General features: G+C 35.8%; 25 protein-coding genes and 1 riboswitch. Of the genes, 1 reads left to right on the top strand and 24 read right to left on the bottom strand.

Annotated features, from left to right (window positions below):
- Positions 1-63 precede the first annotated feature (63 nt).
- From C1A05_RS09145 to C1A05_RS09085, 13 genes are all read right to left on the bottom strand, one after another.
- Positions 64-576, bottom strand: a complete 513-nt coding sequence (locus C1A05_RS09145) for a DUF3231 family protein (protein WP_102027921.1) — start codon at positions 574-576, stop codon at positions 64-66.
- Positions 577-938: 362 nt separating this feature from the next.
- Positions 939-1256 carry a DMT family transporter gene (locus tag C1A05_RS09140; RefSeq protein ID WP_102027920.1) on the bottom strand — a complete coding sequence of 106 codons (318 nt, stop codon included), beginning with the start codon at positions 1254-1256 and terminating at the stop codon, positions 939-941.
- Positions 1256-1597 carry a DMT family transporter gene (locus C1A05_RS09135; protein WP_102027919.1) on the bottom strand — a complete coding sequence of 114 codons (342 nt, stop codon included), beginning with the start codon at positions 1595-1597 and terminating at the stop codon, positions 1256-1258. Before C1A05_RS09135 ends, C1A05_RS09140 begins: the two co-directional genes overlap by 1 nt.
- Before the next feature lie 54 nt (positions 1598-1651).
- A riboswitch (guanidine-I (ykkC/yxkD leader) is annotated at positions 1652-1749 on the bottom strand.
- Between the two features lie 52 nt (positions 1750-1801).
- Positions 1802-2062, bottom strand: a complete 261-nt coding sequence (locus C1A05_RS09130) for a GIY-YIG nuclease family protein (RefSeq protein WP_102027918.1) — start codon at positions 2060-2062, stop codon at positions 1802-1804.
- A 103-nt stretch (positions 2063-2165) separates the two neighbouring features.
- Positions 2166-2492: an SCP2 sterol-binding domain-containing protein gene (locus C1A05_RS09125; RefSeq protein ID WP_102027917.1), complete on the bottom strand. Its 327-nt coding sequence runs from the start codon at positions 2490-2492 to the stop codon at positions 2166-2168.
- A 35-nt stretch (positions 2493-2527) separates the two neighbouring features.
- Positions 2528-2719, bottom strand: a complete 192-nt coding sequence (locus C1A05_RS09120) for a hypothetical protein (protein ID WP_102027916.1) — start codon at positions 2717-2719, stop codon at positions 2528-2530.
- Positions 2720-2923: 204 nt separating this feature from the next.
- Positions 2924-3658: a CAP domain-containing protein gene (locus tag C1A05_RS09115; RefSeq protein ID WP_102027915.1), complete on the bottom strand. Its 735-nt coding sequence runs from the start codon at positions 3656-3658 to the stop codon at positions 2924-2926.
- Between the two features lie 385 nt (positions 3659-4043).
- Entirely contained in the window at positions 4044-4826 is a 783-nt protein-coding gene (locus C1A05_RS09110) for a nucleotidyltransferase domain-containing protein (protein WP_102027914.1), read from the bottom strand.
- Positions 4827-5089: 263 nt separating this feature from the next.
- On the bottom strand, positions 5090-5512 hold the full coding sequence (gene arsC, locus C1A05_RS09105) for an arsenate reductase (thioredoxin) (RefSeq protein ID WP_102027913.1): 423 nt from the start codon (positions 5510-5512) through the stop codon (positions 5090-5092).
- Between the two features lie 79 nt (positions 5513-5591).
- Positions 5592-6887, bottom strand: coding sequence for an arsenic transporter (locus tag C1A05_RS09100; protein ID WP_102027912.1), 1296 nt, complete (start codon positions 6885-6887; stop codon positions 5592-5594).
- A 14-nt stretch (positions 6888-6901) separates the two neighbouring features.
- Entirely contained in the window at positions 6902-7246 is a 345-nt protein-coding gene (locus C1A05_RS09095) for an ArsR/SmtB family transcription factor (RefSeq protein WP_102027911.1), read from the bottom strand.
- Between the two features lie 245 nt (positions 7247-7491).
- Complete coding sequence (locus C1A05_RS09090; RefSeq protein WP_102027910.1) at positions 7492-8904, bottom strand: SpoVR family protein; 1413 nt, start codon at positions 8902-8904, stop codon at positions 7492-7494.
- Positions 8905-9021: 117 nt separating this feature from the next.
- A complete protein-coding gene (locus C1A05_RS09085; protein WP_102027909.1) occupies positions 9022-9687 on the bottom strand; it encodes a YhcN/YlaJ family sporulation lipoprotein in 666 nt (221 codons plus the stop codon).
- 182 nt (positions 9688-9869) lie between these two features.
- Between C1A05_RS09085 and C1A05_RS09080 the strand changes: the two genes are divergently transcribed.
- Positions 9870-10103 (top strand): YhdB family protein, encoded by a 234-nt coding sequence (locus C1A05_RS09080; protein ID WP_102027908.1) that lies wholly within the window; start codon positions 9870-9872, stop codon positions 10101-10103.
- 56 nt (positions 10104-10159) lie between these two features.
- On the opposite strand, the gene C1A05_RS09075 is transcribed toward C1A05_RS09080, so the two are convergent.
- The 11 genes from C1A05_RS09075 to C1A05_RS09025 all read right to left on the bottom strand — a co-directional run bounded on the left by C1A05_RS09075 (position 10160) and on the right by C1A05_RS09025 (position 24433).
- Entirely contained in the window at positions 10160-10882 is a 723-nt protein-coding gene (locus tag C1A05_RS09075) for an SDR family oxidoreductase (RefSeq protein ID WP_102027907.1), read from the bottom strand.
- A 12-nt stretch (positions 10883-10894) separates the two neighbouring features.
- Positions 10895-12445: a bifunctional GNAT family N-acetyltransferase/carbon-nitrogen hydrolase family protein gene (locus C1A05_RS09070; protein WP_102027906.1), complete on the bottom strand. Its 1551-nt coding sequence runs from the start codon at positions 12443-12445 to the stop codon at positions 10895-10897.
- A 36-nt stretch (positions 12446-12481) separates the two neighbouring features.
- Positions 12482-13138, bottom strand: a complete 657-nt coding sequence (locus C1A05_RS09065; protein ID WP_441346756.1) for an ABC transporter ATP-binding protein — start codon at positions 13136-13138, stop codon at positions 12482-12484.
- 87 nt (positions 13139-13225) lie between these two features.
- Positions 13226-14293 (bottom strand): ABC transporter permease, encoded by a 1068-nt coding sequence (locus tag C1A05_RS09060; RefSeq protein ID WP_102027904.1) that lies wholly within the window; start codon positions 14291-14293, stop codon positions 13226-13228.
- The gene (locus C1A05_RS09055) at positions 14265-15491 is read right to left on the bottom strand and encodes an ABC transporter permease (protein WP_102028169.1); all 1227 of its coding nucleotides are present in this window, start codon (positions 15489-15491) and stop codon (positions 14265-14267) included. Before C1A05_RS09055 ends, C1A05_RS09060 begins: the two co-directional genes overlap by 29 nt.
- A 50-nt stretch (positions 15492-15541) precedes the next feature.
- Positions 15542-17137 carry a DUF6583 family protein gene (locus C1A05_RS09050; RefSeq protein WP_102027903.1) on the bottom strand — a complete coding sequence of 532 codons (1596 nt, stop codon included), beginning with the start codon at positions 17135-17137 and terminating at the stop codon, positions 15542-15544.
- Between the two features lie 423 nt (positions 17138-17560).
- Positions 17561-18814, bottom strand: a complete 1254-nt coding sequence (locus C1A05_RS09045) for an anti-sigma factor domain-containing protein (protein ID WP_102027902.1) — start codon at positions 18812-18814, stop codon at positions 17561-17563.
- Positions 18811-19554 (bottom strand): RNA polymerase sigma-I factor, encoded by a 744-nt coding sequence (gene sigI / locus C1A05_RS09040; RefSeq protein WP_102027901.1) that lies wholly within the window; start codon positions 19552-19554, stop codon positions 18811-18813. Before sigI ends, C1A05_RS09045 begins: the two co-directional genes overlap by 4 nt.
- 156 nt (positions 19555-19710) lie before the next feature.
- Positions 19711-20529, bottom strand: coding sequence for a S1C family serine protease (locus C1A05_RS09035; protein ID WP_102027900.1), 819 nt, complete (start codon positions 20527-20529; stop codon positions 19711-19713).
- A gap of 113 nt (positions 20530-20642) precedes the next feature.
- Entirely contained in the window at positions 20643-22691 is a 2049-nt protein-coding gene (locus C1A05_RS09030) for an ABC transporter ATP-binding protein (RefSeq protein ID WP_102027899.1), read from the bottom strand.
- Complete coding sequence (locus C1A05_RS09025) at positions 22691-24433, bottom strand: ABC transporter ATP-binding protein (protein WP_102027898.1); 1743 nt, start codon at positions 24431-24433, stop codon at positions 22691-22693. The genes C1A05_RS09030 and C1A05_RS09025 overlap by 1 nt, the downstream gene beginning before the upstream one ends.
- Positions 24434-25241: the final 808 nt, after the last annotated feature.

The raw sequence follows: 25241 nt of genomic DNA, 5'->3' as shown, positions 1-25241 counted from the left end.
TAGTCTAATATTCATAATTTAAAATTATAAAAAGAGCCTTTTTGGAAAGGCTCTTTCGCATGGTCAGCAATCTTCTGCTTCATTTTTATGCATCGGTGGTGGTACTAGCCAACCTTTTTCTTTGGTAAGTCGAAGTAATTTTGCCCCGAACGTAGCTTTCTGCGTATGAAATTGACCAAACATCATAGCAATGTCTTCTCTTATTGCTTGACCAATCATTTTACTGCAAGCTACTAGACCTGCCGCAACGTCTACTGACATAGTAGCAGCTATTTCTGGATCCTGAATACGAGCTCCTACTGGTATTTTTTCTAATGAAGCATGAGGTCTTTCAGGTGGCGATGGTGGTAAACCTACGCCTTGTTCCTTTAATAATGCTTCAACCTGTTTCATATCATGTTTGCATTGTTCTATTGCCTCTTCTAATAGGTGAATTAGTTCTTTGTCTCCAGCATGATTCCGCATTGTCTCATAACCAGCAAGCATGCCTTTTCCTGCGGCTACAAAGGACCAAAGCCCATAAATTTCACCATAATGCAACGGTTCATTTTTCGGATTGCCACTTAAAATACCCATATTATCTCCTACCTTTTATGTATTGTTTCAAACTTAGAATGCCTAATGGGTGTCAAATTATTCACCTTGACATTTAAATAAATTACTGTATAATAAATTATCTAGAGTCAATAAACACATCGAGAATACAACTCATTTTATATATGGCGTCCTGTGATAATTATAAATTTTATATTCTTATTACACTGGCGCGATCAGAGGAATCGCAAGGATGAAAGAGAGGTAGGGCTTTCATCAATAAGAAGTACAAAAGGATTTACCGCGGCATTTTTAGCTAAATAGCAAATGATTATATACAAAATATAAAGATTGATTCTATATAAAAAGAAAGGTGTAGGGAGATTCCCTACACCTTTCGCAATTTATGAAGCGATAAGCTTTAATCCAATTGTAGATACAATAATCAGAGAGATAAAGAAAATTCTTCTCCATTCCACTGCTTCGCCATAATAAATCATTCCTAATAGTGCTCCACCAGATGCACCAATCCCTGTCCAAATAGCATAAGCCGTACCCATTGGCAAAGTTTCCATGGCTAAACCTAGGAACAAGAAGCTTGCACCGAATCCAAATATTAGCAATAGTAAAGCTTGAAAATTTCTTTTCTTATGAAGGTTCGAAATTAAAGCGACACTAAGCATTTCAAACAAACCAGCTATTATTAAATATACCCACGCCATTAGCCTTCCGCCCCTTCCTTGCTCTTTTCTTCTGTTACCTTTTTCAAACCAATTACACCAACAAGTAAAATTCCAATCAGAATCAATTTTATCGGCTCAAGCTGCTCTTCAAATAGAAGTACATCGGACAAAACAGTACCAGCTGTTCCTAATCCGACAAAAACAGCATAGGCTGTGCCAACTGGTAATTTCTCACCTGATTTAATTAATAAATAAAAACTTATAATCACAGCAATAGCTGTACCTAACCATGTGCCTAAATCATCAGCATGCTTTAAACCAATTACCCAAAATACTTCAAATACAGCAGCGATAACTACCTTTATCCATTCAAATGTCATAAGAATTCCTCTCCTTTTATCCAAAATAAAAAGCCTAAGAGATCTCGTTTCGAAATCTCCCAGGCTTTTGTCCCTCCGTGTCACAGTAAAACTGTGTGTTTTCTCTCGGACCAGACCAAGTGAATGCTTGCGGAACCCTAGAAAACATTTGTTTTATTTGATTATCTAATGAGGATTATAAAGGATTTTAACCATAACGTCTAGTTATTTTATTTTCTTTCTATTATATTCCTCTACTAATTTTTCTTTTACGTGCTTTGGTAATTGTTTAATTTCATACTCCCGCATTAATGCATCGGACTTAGACTCAAAGCCTTCTACATAGACAAGCTTTACTGGCCCTCTACCACGCGTATACTTCGCACCTTTTCCTTCTTGGTGCATCTTAACTCGATATTCAAGACGATTTGTATAACCGGTATACAAGGATTGATCTCCACAACGCAACATATATGTATAATGCATCTTAAACTCCTTAACAACTTGAAGTAATCACTTTTATTTTACGCTTAATCTGCCTTTTACGTCTATCCATTAATATAAAAAAACAGGAACAAAGTTGTTCCTGTTATTGATATCGTTTGACAATGTCTTGAAGTTTTAAGGCTAGACCTACACTTCCGTTTACTTTCAAGTTTCCAGTCATAAACGCCATTGTTGTATTAAGGTCATCGTTAAGTAATTTTTCGAAGCTTTTATCCGACATTGTTAGTGTAACTTCTGGCTCAGCAATTGTCCCCTGAACGACTTCCACTTTACCATCTTTTAAAATAATTTGTAGTGAAAGATTATCCTTTAGATCTATTTGAAAAACACGATCTTTTTCCTCTTGTATATGTTCTGGGTTGTTGTTTACTTTTTCCACAAATTTTTCCAACTGGACTTGGATAGACATTGTTCTTCCCCTTACTTTTACTTCAATTTAATCTTTTACTCTTTTTGAATATATTGCAGTCGCATAAGTACTTTTCGTGCTGAATCAGATCCATTTTCAATCATTTTTGCCTTCACCTTTTGCTGAGTATCTTCATCTAGCTTTTGGTAAGTAATGAGACCTATCATTTCACTGGAAGTTAAAATTTTGCGATACAGCTTCGATATCCTTTTATCTTCCACATCCATTCTTTAGGCTCTACCCCTCTCTTGGAAAAGATTTTCCCTTTCTACTATTGTATCAAATAATATATGAATTTTCTAAATCTTTTTTTGAACATTTTCTTACAAAACATAATGTAAATTGTATTTGGAATTGTATTTGGAAATAACAAAAATATTCTCAAGTAAAAAAACAGCACTTTTTTATGATAAAAGTGCTGTTTCGGAAATTTATTTTTTAATAAACATTTGTGTCCAATGATTAGCCGTTGTTTCATGTCCTACACCAATATGGGTAAATTCTGGGTTCATGATATTTTTTCGATGTCCTTCACTATTCATCCATGCTTGTACTACTTCTTCTGGTGATTTTTGACCTTGCGCAATGTTTTCTCCCGCAGCCTGATAAGAAATGCCAAAGTCTCTCATCATATCGAATGGAGAACCATATGTTGGACTTGTGTGAGAGAAATATCCTTTATTTTGCATATCATTAGACTTTTCTCTTGCTACTTGACTTAGCTTCACATCTAATTGTAAGTCCGGTAGTCCTTGTTTACGTCTTTCTGCATTGGTTAATTCCACTACTCGACGTTCTGTTTCACTTACATTGTTTGTTTGTTGTTGTTGAGCTGGTTGTTGTGCTTGTTGTTGTTGTTGCTGTTGTTGTTCTGGTTGGGCTTGCTGTTGTTGCTGTGGCTGTTGCTGCGCTTGCTGTTGTTGCTGTGTTTGCTGCTGTTGTTGAGTTGCTTGTTGTTGATTACCTCGATTCGCATTTACAATAAATTTATATTTAGCCTCTTGAATACGGACTGGTTTTGTGTGTGGATATTTTTGACTTGTTGAATCCGTACTCATGCTTGATATGGTGTTATCTTCGTTATTGTTTTGAGCATCATCCCCACAGGCTGTGAAGATCAATAACATCGCACTAAATAGAACAATGGATATCCGTTTTTGTATCATTAAAATGACCTCCTTTTTACGGATAATCGTTTATATTTTCCGTTATTTTGAAGTTTTTATAGTTGGGAATTATCTGTAGTAGAATAAACATGTTCCATATGCTTTATGTGGAGGACTTAAATTGAAGATGGATTTATTTACATTGTAAAATGAATAGCCTTCTGAATAAAATAAGCTTATCCATTATGATATCTAATGATGAGGAGGGCAAATTTTGAATAGCGATTCTTGTTTTTATTGTGATCAAGCAATAACAGATACCGACTCTTTCCATCCCATATCGTTTTTTTATCACGAGGAGGAGCTGGAAAAAAAACTTTGCCCTGAATGTTATAAAGAGTGGTTAGAAGGTATAAAGGAGTAAACGCTTGGAATTATCCAAGCGTTATTTGCTCAAAGGTTCTTGTTGTATTATCATTTTGGAGAGGAAGGGATAAAGCTTCATTTGATCTTCCTTATTTAGGGTAGAAATAATCCAGTCTACTTCATTAGCTACCAGACGTTGAATGAGAATTTCTGCATGTTTATGCTCTTTCGGAGTTATATACTGAAGAATGATATGTATATTCCGTTTTAGCGATTGAGGTAAGGTAGCTTCCAACGTCTTCAACCCAAGTTGCGCACGATTAGGACAATAGTTATGTAATAGCACTCTGGCTAAATGCGTCATTGTATGATGCAGCATGGAAATAGACCAAATATCATTTTCTCTTGCTTTGGACTTTTTGTATTGAAATAAAAACCAAGCCACATCCATTACATCATCACGATATTCTTCATAGGTTAATGTTAAATTTTGCGTAGCATCAAATTTTTGCAATCGACCTTCTGGGTCAAACAAAACTTTAAAATAATCTTTCTCCTTAAACGTCTTTTCTGTTACCGTAAATAAATCTAAATGGAGCATATTATCGTACACAGCGATAATTTGTGGTGCAATAATAAAAATATCATCATAAAATAAAAGCTCTCCATATGCTCGTAAATGCATAAGTCTATTTTCTAAGAAAACTTGCTCATTTTGTTCTTCTACTAGTACATATAGATCCACATCTGAATGTTGATCTTCCTCTCCTCGCCCCATAGAACCCTTTAAAAAAATTGCTTTTACATAGTCATCCTTTTTCAAGCTTTCTACAATCGTATTTACCGCGTCATATTGTTTCACAACTGATCCCCTTCTCCAAAAAAAGATATTATGCCATTTTATAACAATGGAATTGCATTTGGCAAGAGATTTTTGATCGAGTGTAGGGAGTTAGCTCGAAAATTTTCTTTTATTATTGCGGTGCAAATAACATCACTGAAAAAGCCTATTTTAACGTACATAATACCCAAAATATGAAAAAGAGAATTCCCTTTCCATCTTGGAATTCTCTATAAACAACGTATTTAAATCATTATCTGCAATATTTTATGTGTTTTACTTCGTTATTTCCCTGTATCAGCAAATTGCTTGATCCGCTCACCAATCTGATCTCGAACCCTTTGAAATACTGCCCACTTTTCTTCATCCGTGCCTTCCGCTTTAGCTGGATCATCGAATCCCCAATGATTACGCTTCACATGTGGAGGTGTCGTTGGACATTTGTCCACAGCATCCCCACATAAAGTGACAACAAAATCAGCATTGTTTAAAATTTCCAAATCCATAATATCTGATGTTTGATTCGAAATATCAATCCCCGCTTCATTCATCGCCTTTACAGCATTAGGGTTTAGACCATGCGCTTCGATTCCTGCGCTTTTTACAATCCATTCCTCACCTAGGTGTTTCTTTGCCCACCCCTCTGCCATTTGGCTTCTGCAAGAATTACCTGTGCATAAAAAGTATATTGTTTTTTTCTCAGACATTTTGATCTTCTCCTTTAACATTAATATTTTGTTACTGCATTCAAATTGATATCGAGAATTACCACGTAATAAGTTCAACCTAAGTTAGTAATAAGGTTAGGTATAGTCCGATTAACGTGATAATTAATACTGGAATGGTTAAAAGGATACCTGTTTTAAAATACGTTCCCCAAGAAATCTTAACCCCTTTTTGGGATAAAACATGTAACCATAATAATGTTGCTAAAGACCCAATTGGTGTAATTTTTGGTCCAAGATCTGAGCCAATAACATTCGCATAAATCAACGCCTCACGTATCACACCATTCGTATTCGTATCTGCAATTGCAATCGCATCAATCATGACGGTTGGCATATTGTTCATAAGGGACGAGAGAATAGCAGCTATAAATCCCATACCAACAGTTGCGATAAATAATCCTTGCTCAGCTGTATACTGAATAACCTCAGCTAATAAGGATGTGAGACCCGCATTACGTAATCCATAGACGACGACGTACATCCCAATGGAGAAAAATACAATATTCCAAGGAGCTCCATTAATTACCTTCTTAGTTTGAACAGCGGGACTGTTGTTTGCCATTAAAAGAAAGAAAATAGCAATGAAGCCCGCTATAATGGAAACTGGAATACTCCAAAATTCACTGACAAAGTAACCGATTAAAAGGATAAATAAGACATACCAGGACATTTTAAACATTCTAGGATCTTTTATCGCTTCACTCGGCACCTTCAAATTATCCAAATCGTACTTTCGTGGAATGCTTTTTCGGAAATATAGAAATAAAACGATTATACTTGCCAATAATGAAAATAAGTTCGGTATGATCATTCTCGTTGCATATTCAATAAATCCAATGTTAAAAAAGTCTGCGGATACAATATTAACGAGGTTACTAACGATTAATGGTAAGGACGTTGTATCTGCAATAAATCCACTTGCCATAATAAATGGAAAAACCATTTTCTCACTAAATTTCAAATTACGAACCATCGCTAGTACAATTGGTGTTAGAATGAGCGCTGCGCCATCATTGGCAAAGAATGCCGCAACAATTGCACCTAATAAAGATACAAATACAAACATTCGACGGCCATGTCCTTTAGCAGCTCTAGCCATATGTAGTGCCGCCCACTCAAAAAAACCAATTTCATCTAGTATTAAGGAAATTAAAATAATAGCAACAAAAGCAAGTGTAGCGTTCCAAACAATCGATGTTACATCTATAACGTCCGTAAAATCAACAACTCCCAACACTAAAGCGATAACTGCTCCACCACAGGCAGACCATCCAATGGAGAGATTACTCGGTTGCCAAATGACTAGGATGAGTGTAATGAGAAATATCAAAGATGCTAAAATCGTTACGGTCAATTTTCTCCCTCCAATTATTCACAAATGATGCGAAGTCCCTTTTTCTCTAATTCTTTTAATTGAAAGCCTGGATTGGGGATATGCTCTAAAATACTTTGAAGTAATGGATAAACATCGCTTTGCTTGTTTATTGAATAGAATACCCATTGTCCTCTTCTAGTTTCCTTAACCAAGCCAACATCCTTCAACTTACGGAGATGTTGACTAATGGCAGGTTGACTCATTTGGAATAACTCTACAAATTCACACACACAACATTCATGATTAACCAAAATATGAACCATGGATAGCCTTGTTTTGTCCCCAAGCAATTTTAACGTAGTAGCCGCTTTCTCCACTTCAACCTGCTTCGTAGTCATATTCCTTCCCCCTTTCTATATAAGCAAATAAGAATATGCTTATATATTGAATGAAAATAAAACATGTAAATCTTTATTTACTTGCTTATATAGAATAATAAACTTATATCGTAATGGTCAATTCATTCGCAATTGGCCTTGTACTATTGTTACTTAGAAGCTTGAACTCATTCAACAATAAAAATAGCATACCAACATACTATTTGATATGCTATTTCTTAATATTTTCTATGTTATATATTATTTCATATATATTTCTTCTTAATCGTTCCTTCCTTAAAACTAAACACAACCTCTTTATCTTCAACCACTGTTTCCATATGAACCGTTCTTCCCCACAATTGATGTATATATGGCATGGTTCTTTCAAGGTATTGAATATCTAATTCAACCCCTTCATAATGATGCTTTAAATACAACTCCCCATTTCGTAAATAATCACCATTTTCAACCGTAATATACGGGAATCCCCCATTGACGCGCATGGTAATGAGTTGATCTCGAACCTCCGTCCAATCTTTATCGACAATTTTATATTCTCTTCCTTGCTTTTGGAATAAATATAAATCCTCATCCCGAACAATATCCTTCGTTAAATAATTACGAATAAAGGAAATATCGGATTCGATTTCTCTAACCTCAAACAATTTTTCACGTCCAGAGCCAGGTGTTACCCCTCTTTTTTTCATTTCCTCTGTTGGATTGTTGTAGCGCTTTTCAATATCTTCAAATATAGTGATTCCTAGTCGATATGGATTAATGGATGTTCTAGAAGGTGCAATGACACTAGAATGAAGCTTGGCGAATTCAATGGATTCATCACTTGTTAAATCCATTTCACGTAATATGCGGGAATGCCAATACGAAGCCCAGCCTTCGTTCATGATTTTCGTCTCCAATTGTGGCCAAAAATACAGCATTTCCAGCCTCATCATGGTTAAAATATCCCGCTGCCAGTCTTCCAGCTCTCGACTATATTCTTCAATAAAGAGTAAGAGGTCTTTTTCTGGTTGTGGAGGTATTTGATTTGGTTTTCGTGGTGAGACTTTTTCTCTAACATAATCCTCATCTAATCGCCAAAGGTCATCATATTCTAAAGCTTTTTTAGATGTTGATTTAGGATGGGTTTTCTCTTTGTTCTCCGTATTATAGGTCTTTAATAAGGTTGGGTCGATATGCTCTTGAATTGCAAGAACAGCATCCAAAAAGCTTTCTACTTCTTTTTGGCCGTATTCCTTCTCGTATTGTTTTATCCGATCTGCTGTAGCTGCCATGCTTTCGACCATATCTCCATTTGTGTTCTGAAAACGAATATTGTTTTTGAAGAAATCACTGTGAGCTAATACATGGGCTACAATGAGCTTATTTTGAATTAGACTATTGGAGTTCAATAAAAAGGCATAACAAGGATCCGAATTAATTACTAATTCATATATTTTACTTAAACCTAATTCTTCTTGAAGCTTCATCTTATGAAATTGTTTTCCAAAGCTCCAATGAGAAAATCGTGTTGGCATTCCATAAGCTCCAAATGTGTAAATAATATCGGAAGGACAGATTTCATAACGCATTGCATAAAAATCGAGACCAAAACCTTCAGCTATTTCCGTTATTTCACGTATGGCTTTCTCGAGTTCCCTTTCCTGAACGTTATTCACGGTTCCAATCTCCCCTTAGTAAAAAAAATTTGTTACATACATTGTATGAAGGAGAGTGTTTTTCATTTCTACTAATTTTGGGCAAAGAAAAAAACGAGGGCAGACACCCTCGTTTTTTTAGTTATTTGGAAAGATACGTCGGAACATTTCTCCCATTTCATCAAATAATCCCTCTACTGGATCACCAGCTTCTAAATCCCCTGCATAGCCTTCCGCACGTTGGAAAAAGTCTGGGTTTGCAGAAATAAATACATCATCAATTGTATTATCTGCATCTTTTACTGTTCGACGGATTCGATTTTCCACATCGTTTGAAAGCTCTTCCCCATTATTTAACACAACCGCTACATAAGCATTCTCTGGCCCAGTAAATACGTATGCACGGTCAACTTCGTCCACTTTACTTGTAATTTGGTCAGCAGCTTTATCTGCTACATCATATTCATCCGTATTGTTATTATTGGTGTTGTTATTGTTCTCATTTGTTGTCTCCCGATTTACATCGTTGTTGTGATAGTTCCCTTTATTGTCGTTATTCGTTAAATTACGACCACCATCATCACCTAAGCCTTGGCCATTGTAATAATCAGGGCCTAATTCATCCTCGTCCATTTGCAGACGGTTACGATTGGGTTCAATATTGGTGTTCTCATTATATCTTGTTGGTTGTACACCATAGCCATTATTGTTTTGATCTCGTAACCCTTCTTCAGCATCACCACCACAACCAGCAAGGGTTACGGCAGTTAACAAGGATGCTCCAAGCAATGCAATCTTTTTCATTGGAATCCCCCTTTTTAGGATGGTTCACTTTTTATTATGTTGCTTCAAAAGGTGTTTATACGAAAAGGAATTTCCAATAAATTGAGACACCCAGTTTGGCTATACATCCAAAAATGGGCATGTAATAAGTACAAGTATTGAAGCATAATAAAAAAGAACCCTGAGTAAAGGGGGAAAAGAAATTGAATCCTGTAGATTATGACAAAGCGATGTACTATACACTGTGGGGTCAATGGGATGATTTGCTCGTACTAATGGTTCGAACGGACGATGACATTTTATCGAAGAAAATCGAAACCTTTTTACACGCTTTTCATTACGGTTACGATGAAAAAACAGTGGTTGGTTCCCATCATAGCTTAATACACTATTTAGAGCATGCCATTACAAATGATGTACCTGCATATTATGTCTAAAAACAAAAGTAGAAACGTCAGAATTGTAAAAGAGAGGGAGCTCCCTCTCTTTTTTATTAGACTCTCGGATATTGATGCACTAACGGATGAATGTGCATTTCATCCACTACCATATACTTTGGTGCGCTTGCCATATATACAACAGCATTTGCAATATCGTGCACCTTTAGCCAGTCTTTTTTATGCGATTCCCCTTGCTTGCTTTCCGCAAAGTATGTATCTACCATACCAGGATTAATGGTTCCGACACGAATACCGTCATCTCGAACCTCTTGCGATACACTTCCCATAAAGCCTTGTATTGCATATTTTGTAGCAGTATACAAAGAACCATTTGGAATCGTATATCTGGAAACATCAGAAGAAACGGTAATAATCGTACCAAATTGCTTCTGTTTCATTGTTCCGAGGACAGCTTTTGTAAATAGAAATACACCTTGGACATTCACATCAAACGTGTTTCTCCATTCTTCTATCGTGACTTCTTCAACAGGCTTAAATAAACCTATTCCAGCATTATTTACTAATAAATCAATGGTACCAAACGCATTTTTCGTTGCCTCTACAACATGCTCTACCTCATTTTCTTTCGCAACATCCGCTTGAATGGATAAAACATCATGAAAGCCTGCATCATGTAATTCCTTCTTCGTTTTATGAACTTGTTCAGAACTACCTGTGATGGTAAGCTTAACACCTGCTTGAGCTAAGCTTTTGGCGATTTCCTTTCCGATGCCACGGGAGGCTCCTGTTACAATCGCAACTTGTCCTTCAAGCATGAGCTCACTCCTTTAATCATTCTCATTCTTTTTATATTTCACTTCAAATAGATCGCGTCTACGATCATTTAAATGTCTTACTGTACCAGATTTTCGCTGTCTTCTAAGTATTTCTAGGTCTACATCTCCTACAACCACTGTTTCAATATTAGCATTACATTCTCCTACAATTCCATCTCGAGCAAATTCAAAATCAGATGGTGTAAAAATACCAGACTGCGCATATTGAATATCCATATTTTCCACTTGCGTTAAGTTACCAACTGTTCCTGCAATAACGGTATACACTTGATTCTCGACTGCACGTGCTTGAGCACAATATCGAACACGTAAATATCCTTGTCGATCGTCTGTACAGAAAGGAACAAAAATAATATTCGCACCTTGATCTACTGCGTAACGTGCTAGCTCAGGAAATTCGATATCATAGCAAATTTGAATCGCAATCTTACCACAATCCGTATCAAACACTCGTACTGAATCTCCAGCTTTTACACCCCACCACATACGTTCATTCGGTGTAACGTGGATTTTATATTGTTTTTCAATTGTCCCGTCTCTTCTAAACAAGTACGCTATGTTATAAATGTCCCCATCTTCTTCAACAAAGTGGGAGCCACCGATAATGTTTACATTGTATTTAACCGCTAACTTCGTAAATAACTCAATATAGTCTTCTGTGAACTCGGCTAATTTTCGTATCGCCTTTGCTGGTACCTTTTCTTCTAAAAAGGACATTAGCTGTGTCGTGAAAATTTCCGGAAACACGGCAAAATCAGAGCCGAAGTCATACGCAACATCTACGTAATATTCCACTTGTCGTGCAAACTCTTCAAAGGAATCAATATTTTTCATCATATATTGAATCACTGTTATACGCACAGGGAAAGACGTTTTAAAATGACGCCTGCTTTTTGCTCGATAATCTATATTATGCCATTCCATTAATGTCGCATACTTGTTTGATGCTTTGTCATCTGGTAAATAACCAGGGTTAATGCGCATCAAAATAAAACCGTTCATCATTTGAAAGGTTAAAACGGGATCATATAAATTTTGACTTCGGACCTGTTCTACGTATTCTCTTGGTGACATTTCGCTTGCATATTTATGGTAATACGGAATTCGTCCGCCAATTATAATACTTTTCAAGTTTAGCTCTCTTGCTAATTCTTTTCTCGCTTCATAAAGACGTTTTCCTATTTTCATCCCACGATATTTTGGATGAACCATTACTTCAATTCCATATAAGTTGTAACCTTCTGGGTCATGATTTGTTATGTAACCATTGTCTGTTATATCATCCCACGTATGTTTATCATCGTATTCATCAAAGTTCACAATTAAGCTCGAACAACTCCCGATAATTTCACCCTCAAGCTCTACACAAAACTGACCTTCTGGAAAGATGTCGAGATGACTTTCCAGATGCTCCTCTTTCCAAGGAATCATACCAGGGAAACAAATGCTTTGTAACTCAATGATCTTAGGTATATCCTCATACTTAATATTCCGCACTTCAATGTGTTTTTCAAATTGGGATAAGTCGAGTTTTTCTGTCATCTATTTTTACTCCTTTCGAATAAAAAAGCGGAGACCCTAGCGTTGTCTTAATATTTTAATTAGCTCTTCATTTTCATCTGCTGTGAGTTGTTGTTCAAAATGATGGAGATTTTCTTTTACATCATTAAATAATAATTTACCATCCTTTACAACAACTATTTTTTCACAAATAAAATTAATAACATCCCATTCATGACTAATTAATACAACCGTTTTCCCATTTTTTTGTAGATTCTTCAACCAGTGTAATAAATCATCCTTCGCAGCTAAATCTACTCCAACTGTTGGTTCATCTAATAAAATGACATCTGGGTCATGAAGCATCCCTGCACATACATTTAATTTGCGCTTCCAGCCACCAGATAATGCTTTCACTTTTTGATTATATACAGAATGTAAATCTAAGGACGTGACCATTTCCTCCACATACGAATATGAAGCTTTTTTCTTTGTTGCTTTTTTCCAAAATGAAATTTGATCCTTCACTGTCAAATCTTCAAATAACGCAATATCTTGTGGAATATACCCAATATGCTGACGAATATCACGAATGGCTTTCCCATATGGGGTTTCATTATAAAAGATAGTACCTTGATCGGGCTTTAATACAGTGGCTATTAATTTTAATAGTGTCGATTTCCCAGCACCATTAGGACCAACAATACCTATTCCATCCCCGTCTTGAATCTGCATAGAAATATCTTTTATAATTGATTTTCTTTTTAATTTTTTTTCAACGTTTTTTAATTCAATCATGGATCCACCTTCTTTCTAAATCCACTAAAGGAGAATTTCATATAGCCATACGTGAGGCAATAAATAGTAATACCAGTCATTTGCTTCGGATATGACTGCAAAGACAGAAAAAGTAAATGAACACATCGAATACACCATAATAAGGACAAAGAATTGATTTCGATTTTTCACAAAATGTCCGAACAAAATGGTTACCATAAAGGTCATACATAAAATACCTAATATACCTGGCATTTGGGATAGAATAGTCTCATCATACCCTTCTAATACAAAGGGTGTAGCAAGATTTATACAAATAAATAATACAAGTGCAAAAACAATTGTGGAAAGGTAGAAAGACTGATAAAAAGGAACGAGACTCCCTTTTACTAATTGAATTCGTTGTAAAATCCCTTTTTCTCTCCACGTATAAAGCTGTATATTTAACAAACCAAAAACAATCCAAATATAAAAGTACCAAAATCCGATAAAACCTAATGAAATAGGTGTTGTGCTGTCTAGTTGTTCTTGGTTATCCCCTTTTTCAGTTGTAGAAATATAAGGAATAAATTCTACCATAAACAAAGGCTCAGGTTCCCAATAGCTTTCTGCATGCTCAAAGGATTGCTCCCATTTCACATCATCGAATACTTGCTCTTGCAGTTGGATTTCATTGGCAGCAACACTATTTAATGATAATCGCATTACTTCAGATGCCAGCTTTTCCTTTGCGAACGTGTCAAAGAATGAATTTTCTGTTCTTATCCACTTAATTTGATCTTTTATTTTACCTGCTCTTATGTTTTCTTCAAAATGGATATCAAATAAAAACGTAGCTTCCACATTCCCCGTCATTACCGCCTTGTTCGCTTCCTCTATTTGAAGTGGCACTACCTGTAGTCGTGGGTGCTTATCTACCCTTTCTGTCACAATCTGGGCAAATTCCGATTTGTCCCCATTTACAATTCCAATCGGAACGTTCGTCTGTTCTACCGTATTGGATATAAATGGATAAAGGGCCCATAACAAAAAGAACGGGAAGAAAAGAGTAAATAATACCTTCCACTTGTTTTGATGAATCAATTTATTTAGTTGAATAAGAAAGGTAAGCATCTCTTCCCTCCTTCATCCATACCCGGATTGTGATGAATAAGATTAGTAGGAACGACACAACGAGCATCTTGCCCCACTGTAGAATAGGTGTAGTGGCACCCAAAATAACGTCCTCTAATGCGGTTAATACATATGTAAACGGGATCCATGAACCAATCGTCTGAACCCATTCTGGTAAATAGAGGGACGGGATAATAATTCCGCTTAATAAGAATAGAAGGAGAAAACCAACTGCACCAATACCAGATCTACTAGATGGACCATGTAACATTACATCCAGAACCGTTAAAAAGGTACCGACTACTATACTGAATAACATCCATGTAGTTAACACTTGTATAGATAACAACCATCCCAATGGATAAATGGCATTCACAATTAGGGATAAAATCACAATTGTTATCGTTGAAAAAAACGTATAAATTAAAAATTGACTAATAATCGACACAAAAGGTGTTATATGTAAGGCCCTAAGTCGTTCTTTAATATTGTCATCTTCTCTTTTAAAAGTAAAATTTTGAAATAAAATAGATGAAAGCACAGTGCTTAGTAAAAGAATAGCTATGCCAAAATGTTGGGACCACCCGATCATCGACCCTTCCCCAACTTCTTCGGTCTGAAGAAGCGTGTTTCGGTTCAAAGCGAAAAGGGTATATTGAACAATTAGTTTCTGCAAGTATTCCTTCCTATTTTCATCATCAGGCATATCTCGTATATATAAATCATTAACGGTGTTAATTGCACTTTGTGCCGCAGAAATATAATAGGCAGCACTATCTAAAAGCATTTTCACCATATTTGCTTCTATCGGTTGGCTTTCATTTGTAGTGACCTGAATAGGAATATTATTACCTGATCGTAAGTTCCGACTAAATCCATCCGGAATCGTAATCGTTGCTAAAATGTCATTACTCTTTAATTTAGCTTCTGAGTCCTCCATGGACATCGGAATGATGGAAAGTGCTTCTTGTAGCCCTTCTTCCTTTTGAAGCACATTTACGAGTGTTGTCGTTTCAAAGGTTTGATCCAAATCCACAACCGCTACTTTAATGGAAGCACGATCCTCTTCTGTGGTCATCTCTGAAATAACATAGGCCAATGAGCCTAATAAAAAGAAAGGAAAAAGAACGATAAGAAAAAAGAGAACGGGTTGTCTCATGATCCTTTTCCATTTATATAAAAACAATGTCCAGATCATCCTAACCCGCTCCCTTTTCTAACCGTTACTTTTTTTTATTTTACACCCTACTAAAATCCTAGGCTACTAAAAGCTCCAAACATTTCCTCAAAATAGGCGGTTGCATTTTGTTCCATTTCATATAAAATTTGTTCTGCATCCGTTCCAGATAGGTCAAAAACATTTACAGCGTTGCTTTTATCAATGGTAGGAAAATCTAATTCGTCCGTAAAGGTAATTTTATTTTCCCCATCAAGTCCTATGTGAAAGGCAATGTTGCCCATGTATCTATCTTCCATTTCGAAGTCAATGCCTAATTCAAACGTATTTTCTGCTTTTTCTCCATCACTATTGACGGTTGTATTAAAAAATCCACTAATAGTCGGCATTTCCGCTACATCAGCACCATCGTAATGAAAGGCAAAATCGGTTTTTGCAGTATTATCTTCATACACTGTCGTTGCGTCAAGAGACATTTTTTCGTCTACATATTCATCGACAACATCCACCCCATAAACACGATCAACAATATATTGACTGCCTTCTTGATTTCCTTGTTCGTTGTAAGAAATAACCACATCTGATTCCACATTTTCATAACTTAAATCTAGTTCTACATTAAAGAGATGGGCGTTATTCTCCTTCATTATGGTATCCATTACAAACTGCATGTTAGCTGTATCGCCCACAACATCATCCGGAATCTCCATCGTCAATGTACGATGTGCTACAAAGTCTTTATTAAAGTAAGCTTCATACGTAACTCCATTTGGTAATGTTAATTGATCTAATTGATTTAATAGTTCTGTAAATACTTGCTCCCGCAAGTTGGACGTATAGAATATTTGATTAAGACGTTCATCGGTTTTCATTTCTGTAAAAATATCTTTTAAAATTTGTTGTACTTCCTTTTCAGAGAATTCTAATGTTAGTTTTGTATATTTCTTACCCTCATACTCTACATTCTCTTTAACCTTCACTTCTTCATCTACAACATAGTCTTTTACAATATCTAAGTAGTCGGCAGTGAATTGTTTTAAGTTTTCACCGGTAAGCGCATTTTGTTGGTATTCGATAATGTTGGGAATTTCCTCAATTGGAATATACACTTCTCCGTTTTTCCTTAAGAAGTCCCCCAACTTTTTATTTTCAAACGAGAAATATTTATCATACAACGCAGGAACTTTCAAAACAGTCTGTTCTTTATTCTGATACGCTTCCGCTGATAGTAAACTATTCCCTTGCAGTGTAATATCTGCATTAACATGTGCTTCTTTATTATCCGGGTCTACTTTTGTATCAAAAATAATGTTAAAAGTAGAAATGAGTCCTTGAATAATGCTGCTAGTAGCCGGATCTTGTGCTGTGAATTGCGCTGGTAATTGCGCATTTGCAGAAAGTGTTAAACTAGATTCATAGGCATCATTTACGAGTTTTTCATCCAATATTAAACCATCACCATAGTAATCTTCTTTATAACTCCATAAGTCTTCAAAGGTATCTTTTTCGACACTTGCATACTGTACTAATGGGTTGTTTGTAACGAAATGGTTATAAGCAAATACTCCTACAGCCCCTATGATTAAGACAAATATAATCGATGTAATCCAAATATAGCCTTTTTTACTCCCATTACTGGGCGACTGCAAATTTTCGTTTTGGTCCATAATGTAAAATTCCTCCCTTATGATGTGAAGCTCCTTTAAAGTAAGACTTCACTAATTCTTTGTTAATCGAGTTCTTGAATTTATATAGGAATACGACACCTACAATGTTACGTCGAATAAACATGACAAATTGTAACAATTGTCGGCATTTGTGTAAATATTACTTAAGTATTATTTTACTACGAATTGATTACGTTTGTAACAATTATTGTAAAAGTAATAGAGTTGTAGATGGATAAAGCCGATAACACAAAACCGTATCATACCGATTGTTGTTACAAGCCTGAGATTATTGCATATACAAAAGTTCCATTATCTTTTTATAAGCTGAACCTCCTTATCCGATGTACTTTAATAAATGCTTGTACAAAACAAAACATCCCTCTTGTATTGTACGAGGGATGTTTTGTTAATATAACTAATTTACTTATAGTATGGAAGGTACTTTTTTAATGCGTCATCCTTTAATAGCTCGTCCGATAATTCCTCCGCTTTATTCAGGAGTTCCTCTTCATCTAACTCTACATTTTCTAACTTATTCTTTAAGCCTGGTGGAAGGAAAGATTCTTCATCATCTTTCTTTTCCAGACCAGGCGGTATATGATCATCATTTTTCTTTTGTTGTCCAGGTGGAACAAATTCATCATCATTATTAGAAGGATTTGTTTCGGATGGATAATTGTTTTCTTTGACCTCTTGTGGTTTTTCATCATGTTTATCTAGTATTTCATCGATTTGCTCTTTTAATTCCTCTTCATCCAGGTTTTGATATTCTTTAATTTTTTTCACTAAACCAGGAGGTAATTGGATATCCTCCTCGTTCACTTTCTCAATAAAATTATTTATAATTGCTTTTTCTACACCTTTATCTAACTTTCTTTCTACGTTTTCTTCCGCTTTCTCTACTTTTCCGGATGTCTGTGGTGTATTTCCTGTATTCCCTTGGACCTTGTTTTCATTAGTAACAGTTGCTTGCTGATTCGATTGCTCTTCTGCTTCTTCTTGTTGCATAATTAATTCTTGGGCGTATACGAAATTCATCGACATACTTTCATTGGCTGCCTTTTCATAAACCGTTTTCGGAACTTCAAAGGTAGTAAGTCCTTCTGATATATCTTGTACTTGTTGGGATACGTAAGCCGATATTTTGTCTGTTATTACTTTATCTTTTTGTTTCGTATCGACATAACTAACCCCCACTAATATATCCTGGTCGTCCTGCATGAATCCAGCCTTTTTTGTTGTATCTATAATTAAAAACGTAACCTTCTCAACGGATTCATATTCCCAGTCTTTTATGTTTAGCTGACTAATAATATTTTTCCCATCATTATTCAATGCTGTTAATTTAATTACTTCCAGGTCATCATTTACTGTTAACTCTACACTTGGATTAATATCAATATTTACATAGGCATATGCAGTGCTATTCGGTTGACTAAAATATAACATAGGTATAATTGCAAGTAATACAACAGTTGCTAGAACTACTGTATTACGGATGTTCAAAAAGGAATGAATCCATGTAAAGAATGGCTTTGTGAGAGGTTTAATCTCAATCTCTTCTCCAATATCCGGATCCATTTTAGGACGCTTCTTTGTCTTATGGAAATTTCCGTCAGCGGACATGACAATGAGATAGGAACCTTCTTTGTCCATCACAACGCCTTTTTTCATAGATTCACCTCCTTTAGATAGTCCTTTAAGTAAAGATAATCTCCACATAATATAACAAAAATAGCTAGAATATACTTTCTGTTTCGTTCTACCGTCTTACGACTTACTCGTACATGCTTCATTAATTCATTTATTGGCAATCTCTTCTTCTCTATCACATAGCTACGTAAGGAAACATTATCAAAGATAATCTTTGCAATTTGAATCGCTGATTGTCTAGCATCGACGTGCTTTGGAGCAATATCAGGTAATTCTTGAAAGGATATTTTATATACGGCCAAGGCCTTTTTATACTCCACAATTTCCTCTCGACGCTGCCAACTTTCTGTTTCTTGTACATATCTTTCGGTAGCTATTTTCACTTCTTGAGGGTTTTCCATGTTCTCTTCATCTTCATACTCCTGATCAATAGAGAACACCACATTATTTTGTCTATTTTCACTTCGTAAGTAATCAATTACTTTTCGTTTCACTACTAATTTCGCAAAAGATAAAAAGGAAGCACCTTTATCATCCGAATAGGACTCAATTGCTCGATCAAAAGCAATTAATCCAATACTAAACTCATCATCTTTTTTCGGATCGATATATTTTTTGCATACTTCTGATACACTTTTGGCGATAAAAGGTTGATACTTTTTAAGGAGATAATTACGAAGCTTACGGTCACCTTCTTGCGCTGCTAAAACTTGCTCTTCCAAGGAATAACTTCGCTTACTCTTTAATAGGTGGTTGATCAACCTAAATCACCTCCAACCATTATAGATTTCGTTACGTTTCTCCGTTTTCAGGGGTATTTCTAAAAAATTAAGTGACTGCTAAACATTTGCTTTCGCGGTACGAGGTACATGTAGATTTTACTTACTGCCAAGCATCCAAATTTCAAATTCACTACACTATCGCACAAGCTCAGCTTCTTCCTCTTCCCAAAAATAATCAATTGGAATTGCAAGTCCTACTTTTCCATAGTTCTCTACATTTGTAGTTGCATATATAACGGCAATTACCTTTCCTTTATTATTAATAACTGGGCTACCACTATTTCCTTTATAAATTGGCGCATCAATCATAAGTACCTCTCGGTGTAACTCAGAGGATTGTGTGTAGCCAATAATCTCTCCTTCATTTGCAATGCCATTGTAGTTTAATGGATTACCAATAAAATAAATATGCTCTCCCTCATCGAATAATGTTTTTTCTGCTAGGGAAAGGTACGGGAGTTGTGTATTTGCATCCACCTTTAATAATGCCAAATCCATATCAGGGTATGCAGCAATCACTTCTGCTTCATATATGCTTCCATTTTTATATCCAACCCATAAATGACTACCACCATCAATTACATGTTCATTTGTTAAAATATATCCATCGTCAGATATCGAAAAACCAGTTCCTTTACTATCACCAGTTTCCACTACAACGATAGATTCTTGATACTCGTCAATAAAATCTAGTGTTGATAACTTTGCAGATGTGGTTAAAAACTCCAGGATTGGTATAGAAAATGTTTTTGGTAAAAAAGAAAATAAACTAATGATCATAAAAAAGGCAATTAGCCAAAACGCCCATTTCGGACGTTTTGGCTTTACTTTTGATTTACTTCGGAGGCTTTTATTACGTTCTTCTTGAATGATTTCATACATTTCTTCTGGATCTAGTTCTTCATATAAATCTGTTTCATCCATTGTTTCTATTTTTTTATCCTTCTCATCCATAAAGAGCAGCACTCCTTTTGTACATTTTAAACGGAGAAATCTACTACGACAATAATCGTAACGATAATGTAATACAATTGTTATGTTGTTAAAATTGTGGTTGCAGAACCATATTAGCCATTATTTGCAATTAATGGCTTTTCCTTCATCGCTCCTTGCTGCATTTTATACATTTGATAATAGCTTCCATTTTGTTGAATTAGTTCCTGATGCGTGCCTCTTTCTATTATTTTACCACGTTCCAAAACGATTATTTGATTCGCATGCTGAATTGTAGATAGTCGATGCGCAATTACCAACATTGTACGTCCTTTCGCTAAAACATTCATAGCATCTTGAATTAGTCCTTCTGTTTCCGTATCAATATTAGCAGTAGCTTCGTCTAGTATTAAAATAGCTGGATCGAACGCCAAGGCTCTAGCAAAAGAAAGCAGCTGTCTTTGTCCAGTTGAAAATTGACTACCATTCTCCCCAACTGGTTCATCATATTGGTTTGGAAGCTTTTCAATAAAGCTATCGGCACCAACTGCTTTTAATGCTTCTATCGCCTTTTCTCTAGTGATAGTTGGATCATTTAACGTTATATTTGATAAAACCGTTCCTGTAAAAATAAACGGATCCTGCAAAACAATCCCAATATGTTTACGAACCTGTTGCCTTGTGAGATTCAATGCATTCAACCCATCCACTTCAATTTTTCCTTTTTGTGGGTCATAAAAACGGAACAACAAATTCATAATTGAGCTTTTCCCTGAACCTGTATGACCGACAAATGCAACCGTTTCACCCGGACGCACGTGGAAGCTTACGTTTTTCAATATATAGTCATCTGCCTCATATGCAAAGCTTACCTTATCAAAACGGACCTCTCCTTGAATTCGTTTCATGTTCACTTTATCCACTTCTTCTCCATCTTCATCTAACAATTCAAATACTCTTGCCCCAGCTACTCTCGCTTGTTCCAACTGTGGTAACTGATTGACGATTTGGGTAACTGGTTCAAACAAACGGGTCAAATAGTCTACAAAAGCATATAAAATACCAGCCGTAATCATGCTATCAACAGATAGAGAGGCGGAACCAAAGAACCAAATAAACGCAACAAAGGCAAAACCACGCAATACATTTACAAGGTTAAATGACGTTAACGCTGACAGGACCATCATTTTCTTTTGATAATCGAAGTGTCTCGTATTCAATTGTTCAAACTCTGCTTGTGTTTCTTTCGTTCTACGAAATGCTTGAATAATTGGCATTCCTTGTATTGATTCATTTATCGAAGCATTTATTTCACTGTTTGTTGAACGTATCACTCGATTGTATTTACCTGCATACTTTTTATAAAACTTCATCCATAGAAATAGAATTGGTAGCAGCACTAAACAAATAGTGGCTAAAGTTACATTCAATAAATAAAGAGCAACAAAAATTCCGGTCATATAAATAAAGCCATTTACAAAGGTCTCTAATACTTTTACATACAATTCTTTAATAGCTTCCGTATCATTTGTTATACGAGCCACTATTTTCCCTGCTGGCCTTGATACAAAATAGTTCATCGGTAACTCTTCCACTTGCTCAAATACATCGTTTCTCATCCGTTGAATAATCTTATTCGCCGAAACCTGAAGCAAATACGTTTTCAAATATTGAAAGACAGAGGAAATGAGTATTAATCCTAAGTAAAGACCTAATAGCCACACAATTGGGTTTATCTCTGGTTTAAAAAAGGTATACAGCTCCGATACACTTAATTGCTCTCCTGAAACTTGTTGAAAGTCATCATGATTTGTAATCGTAAGTTCCTCACCGTTTACAACTTGTATAGAGCTATTCAAAGGAACTTGCTCGTGAATTAAATAATAGTCTTTCGCCGATTGCAAAAGGGTATATTCGCCTAAAACGAGATCCGTTTCTTCTACCCGATCTGCACGCTTTAGATACTCCCCTTTAAATTCAACGGTGTCCGAGTCATTGTCTTCATTCACCACCGCCCAATTCGTTTGTATACCGACAATATGATTATCAATAACACTTTTTGCAATAAATGGACCTGTTAATTCTAATCCTACCGATATCATTAAACAGATAAGTCCAATTAAGATTGATTTCTTACTTGTTAGAGCGTAGCGAAAGAGTCGTTTTTCCGTTGAAGGCTTCATTATTCCACCTCCCCTTCCATTTGTTGAATTAGAAACTGTTCTTTATACCACCCATTTTGTTGCATGAGTTCTTCATGTGTACCTCTTTCTACAATTTGACCGTCCTCTAGCACGATGATTTGGTCAGCATGTTTTACTGCAGAAAGACGATGCGCAGCAATCAGAGTGGTTTTTCCTCGACGCTCATTTTTTAAGTGGGAAATGATAGTTGCTTCTGTTTTCCCATCTACTGCTGATAAGGAGTCATCTAATATTAAAATTTCCGGATTCATTAGTAAGGCACGAGCTAAAGATACCCGCTGCTTTTGGCCACCAGATAATGTAACACCACTTTCTCCTACTAAAGTATCCAAGCCTTTTGGTAATGCTTCTATATCATTTTTCAATGACGCCGATTCTAAAATTCTATTTATTTCTTCCACTGATTTATTGCCACAACCAAACAATAGATTTTCCTTCACCGATTTCGAGAAAAGAACATGGTCTTGTGGTACATATCCTATCCAGCCTCTCGATTCCTCTAACGTAAAAGCATGTAACGGTATTTGATTAACGGTGATACTGCCCTTCGGTGGGGCATATTCTCTAAGAAGCTGTTTAAATATCGTAGTCTTACCTGCTCCTGTTTTTCCAACAACTCCAATTGTTTCCCCTCTTCTGATTGTTAAGTTGATATTATCCAATTGCTTTCCAGAAGCTTCCGGGTACGTAAATTGCACATTTTCAAATTTAATTTCCTCTGGATAAGGAGTCGTTAGTGGATGATGTGGATCTTCCACGTCCGGTTGTTGCTGTAAAACTTCATCCACCCGATCAATGGATGCGTTCCCACGCTGCATCACGTTGATTAATTCTCCTATTGCAAACATCGGCCAAATTAACATTCCTAAATACACGTTAAACGCAACTAAATCTCCAAGTGTAATTCGATTTTCAAATACCATAAAAGCTCCATATCCTAAACCAATAGTATAGGATATGCCTACAAGGACTTTAATTGTCGGCTCAAAATAAGCATCCATTTTGGCAACAAGCTTATTTTTTTGAAATACTTCCTCTGTCATGGTAGAGAAGCGATTAAAGTCTTGTTGTTCTTGCACAAATGCTCGAATGACTCGGACTCCACGAACTGATTCCAATGTATAGTTATTTAACTCACTAAACGCAGATTGTGCTTCTGTAAAACGCTTATGAATGACAGCACCATATTTATGGACAATAAACGCCATAACCGGCATTGGAATCAAAGCTGCAAGCGTTAAATTCCAATCGATCGTAAAGCCCATCATCATAATAAGAAATGCCATAAATACAGTTGCATCGACCAATGTCATAATTCCAAATCCAGCTGTTGTCATAATGGCTTTTAAATCATTGGTTGAGCGGGCCATCAAATCTCCAGTACGATGCTTGCTATAAAACCTCGGACTCATCTTTAAAAAGTGTGTCATGAGTTTGGAACGCATTTTTCTCTCTAATAATAAGGAGCCTCCAAACAGGTTATAGTCCCAAATGTACATAATGGCATAGCTTAAAAAGATCAAACCAATATAAATTAAAATAATTTCTGTTAAACGACTTGCAGTTAGCTCCTGAAATTGAATAGCATCTATCGTCATTCCAACCAACTTCGGTGGAATTAAATCAATGAAGCTTACAATGATCAGCGCTGTAATTGCAATGGAGTATCGTACCCACTGCTCCTTAAAAAACCAAGATAGCTTACGAAAAACCGAAAACATGTATCTCTCTCCCTTCTGTATCCCCTTAGTTCGTACAAAAACCAATTGTTAATGACGTTATCCACCATCTATCCTCTTTCTTCCCTTTCCAAATAAATGAAATGATATGTGCAACATCATTTTTCCTCCTTCGCTTTTAAAATAGATTTCTAATTTTAAGCTCATCCTTCTCACCTCGTTTGTTTAAAACATCTGTACAAATAGTTTGATAAAAAATAACCTGGACCTTATACCTTTTTATATGGGATGGATCGATCATTCGATTTTCTAACTGGATTGATTATTACTTCCTAAACAAAAAAAGCGTATACGCTCATGACGTATACGCTTTCGGAAGATACACTGCCCCTAAAGGCAATACAACTCTCCCTACTCCACTAAAAAATGGCAGCAAAAAAGGGTCACGAACTTATCCCGTGACCCTTTTACATATGTAAAATTGCTCGGCCTTCTCATCTTAATAAGAAGACAAATCCCTTGAAAATAAAGACCTTAATCTTAATACAAGGTAATACGAACGGAGGTCACGGCTATAAAACTATGAACTTGTTGTGATGCGGCTTGTGTTCTTACTCTGTTTTTGTTAATCATTTTGCGTAACCTCCTTTTATTATTTAGTGTTAAACTCCAGTTATCCATCGTTTTCGGTAGATCATTTGCTTTCCTACCAGAACCTCTCCTTTTCGGATGAAGGTGTCCATAAATCGTTTAAGTGATAGGAACCACTTTTTAAATTACTTTTATCAACGCTTGATTATTATATATTCTAAAAATTCGTGCGTCAATAGAAATTGCAGAAAAATTTCCA

The organism is Salirhabdus sp. Marseille-P4669 (assembly GCF_900240405.1).
GTDB lineage: Bacteria > Bacillota > Bacilli > Bacillales > Alkalibacillaceae > OEQK01.
The sequence above is the reverse complement of the archived record's forward strand: the minus strand, read 5'-3'. Positions and strand labels throughout refer to the sequence as shown.

What these genes read in the sequence shown, in the direction of transcription:
- C1A05_RS09045 (WP_102027902.1), bottom strand. Translation starts at nt 18,814, where the DNA reads ATGAAAAAAGGCGTTGTGATGGACAAAGAAGGTTCCTATCTCATTGTC.
- C1A05_RS09030 (WP_102027899.1), bottom strand. Translation starts at nt 22,691, where the DNA reads ATGAAGCCTTCAACGGAAAAACGACTCTTTCGCTACGCTCTAACAAGT.
- C1A05_RS09075 (WP_102027907.1), bottom strand. Translation starts at nt 10,882, where the DNA reads ATGCTTGAAGGACAAGTTGCGATTGTAACAGGAGCCTCCCGTGGCATC.
- C1A05_RS09055 (WP_102028169.1), bottom strand. Translation starts at nt 15,491, where the DNA reads ATGATCTGGACATTGTTTTTATATAAATGGAAAAGGATCATGAGACAA.
- C1A05_RS09145 (WP_102027921.1), bottom strand. Translation starts at nt 576, where the DNA reads ATGGGTATTTTAAGTGGCAATCCGAAAAATGAACCGTTGCATTATGGT.
- C1A05_RS09035 (WP_102027900.1), bottom strand. Translation starts at nt 20,529, where the DNA reads ATGGATGAGAAGGATAAAAAAATAGAAACAATGGATGAAACAGATTTA.
- C1A05_RS09070 (WP_102027906.1), bottom strand. Translation starts at nt 12,445, where the DNA reads ATGACAGAAAAACTCGACTTATCCCAATTTGAAAAACACATTGAAGTG.
- C1A05_RS09025 (WP_102027898.1), bottom strand. Translation starts at nt 24,433, where the DNA reads ATGTTTTCGGTTTTTCGTAAGCTATCTTGGTTTTTTAAGGAGCAGTGG.
- C1A05_RS09140 (WP_102027920.1), bottom strand. Translation starts at nt 1,256, where the DNA reads ATGGCGTGGGTATATTTAATAATAGCTGGTTTGTTTGAAATGCTTAGT.
- C1A05_RS09050 (WP_102027903.1), bottom strand. Translation starts at nt 17,137, where the DNA reads ATGGACCAAAACGAAAATTTGCAGTCGCCCAGTAATGGGAGTAAAAAA.
- C1A05_RS09065 (WP_441346756.1), bottom strand. Translation starts at nt 13,138, where the DNA reads ATGCAGATTCAAGACGGGGATGGAATAGGTATTGTTGGTCCTAATGGT.
- C1A05_RS09135 (WP_102027919.1), bottom strand. Translation starts at nt 1,597, where the DNA reads ATGACATTTGAATGGATAAAGGTAGTTATCGCTGCTGTATTTGAAGTA.
- C1A05_RS09120 (WP_102027916.1), bottom strand. Translation starts at nt 2,719, where the DNA reads ATGGATGTGGAAGATAAAAGGATATCGAAGCTGTATCGCAAAATTTTA.
- C1A05_RS09085 (WP_102027909.1), bottom strand. Translation starts at nt 9,687, where the DNA reads ATGAAAAAGATTGCATTGCTTGGAGCATCCTTGTTAACTGCCGTAACC.
- C1A05_RS09130 (WP_102027918.1), bottom strand. Translation starts at nt 2,062, where the DNA reads ATGCATTATACATATATGTTGCGTTGTGGAGATCAATCCTTGTATACC.
- C1A05_RS09095 (WP_102027911.1), bottom strand. Translation starts at nt 7,246, where the DNA reads ATGACTACGAAGCAGGTTGAAGTGGAGAAAGCGGCTACTACGTTAAAA.
- C1A05_RS09115 (WP_102027915.1), bottom strand. Translation starts at nt 3,658, where the DNA reads ATGATACAAAAACGGATATCCATTGTTCTATTTAGTGCGATGTTATTG.
- C1A05_RS09060 (WP_102027904.1), bottom strand. Translation starts at nt 14,293, where the DNA reads ATGCTTACCTTTCTTATTCAACTAAATAAATTGATTCATCAAAACAAG.
- arsC (WP_102027913.1), bottom strand. Translation starts at nt 5,512, where the DNA reads ATGTCTGAGAAAAAAACAATATACTTTTTATGCACAGGTAATTCTTGC.
- C1A05_RS09125 (WP_102027917.1), bottom strand. Translation starts at nt 2,492, where the DNA reads ATGTCTATCCAAGTCCAGTTGGAAAAATTTGTGGAAAAAGTAAACAAC.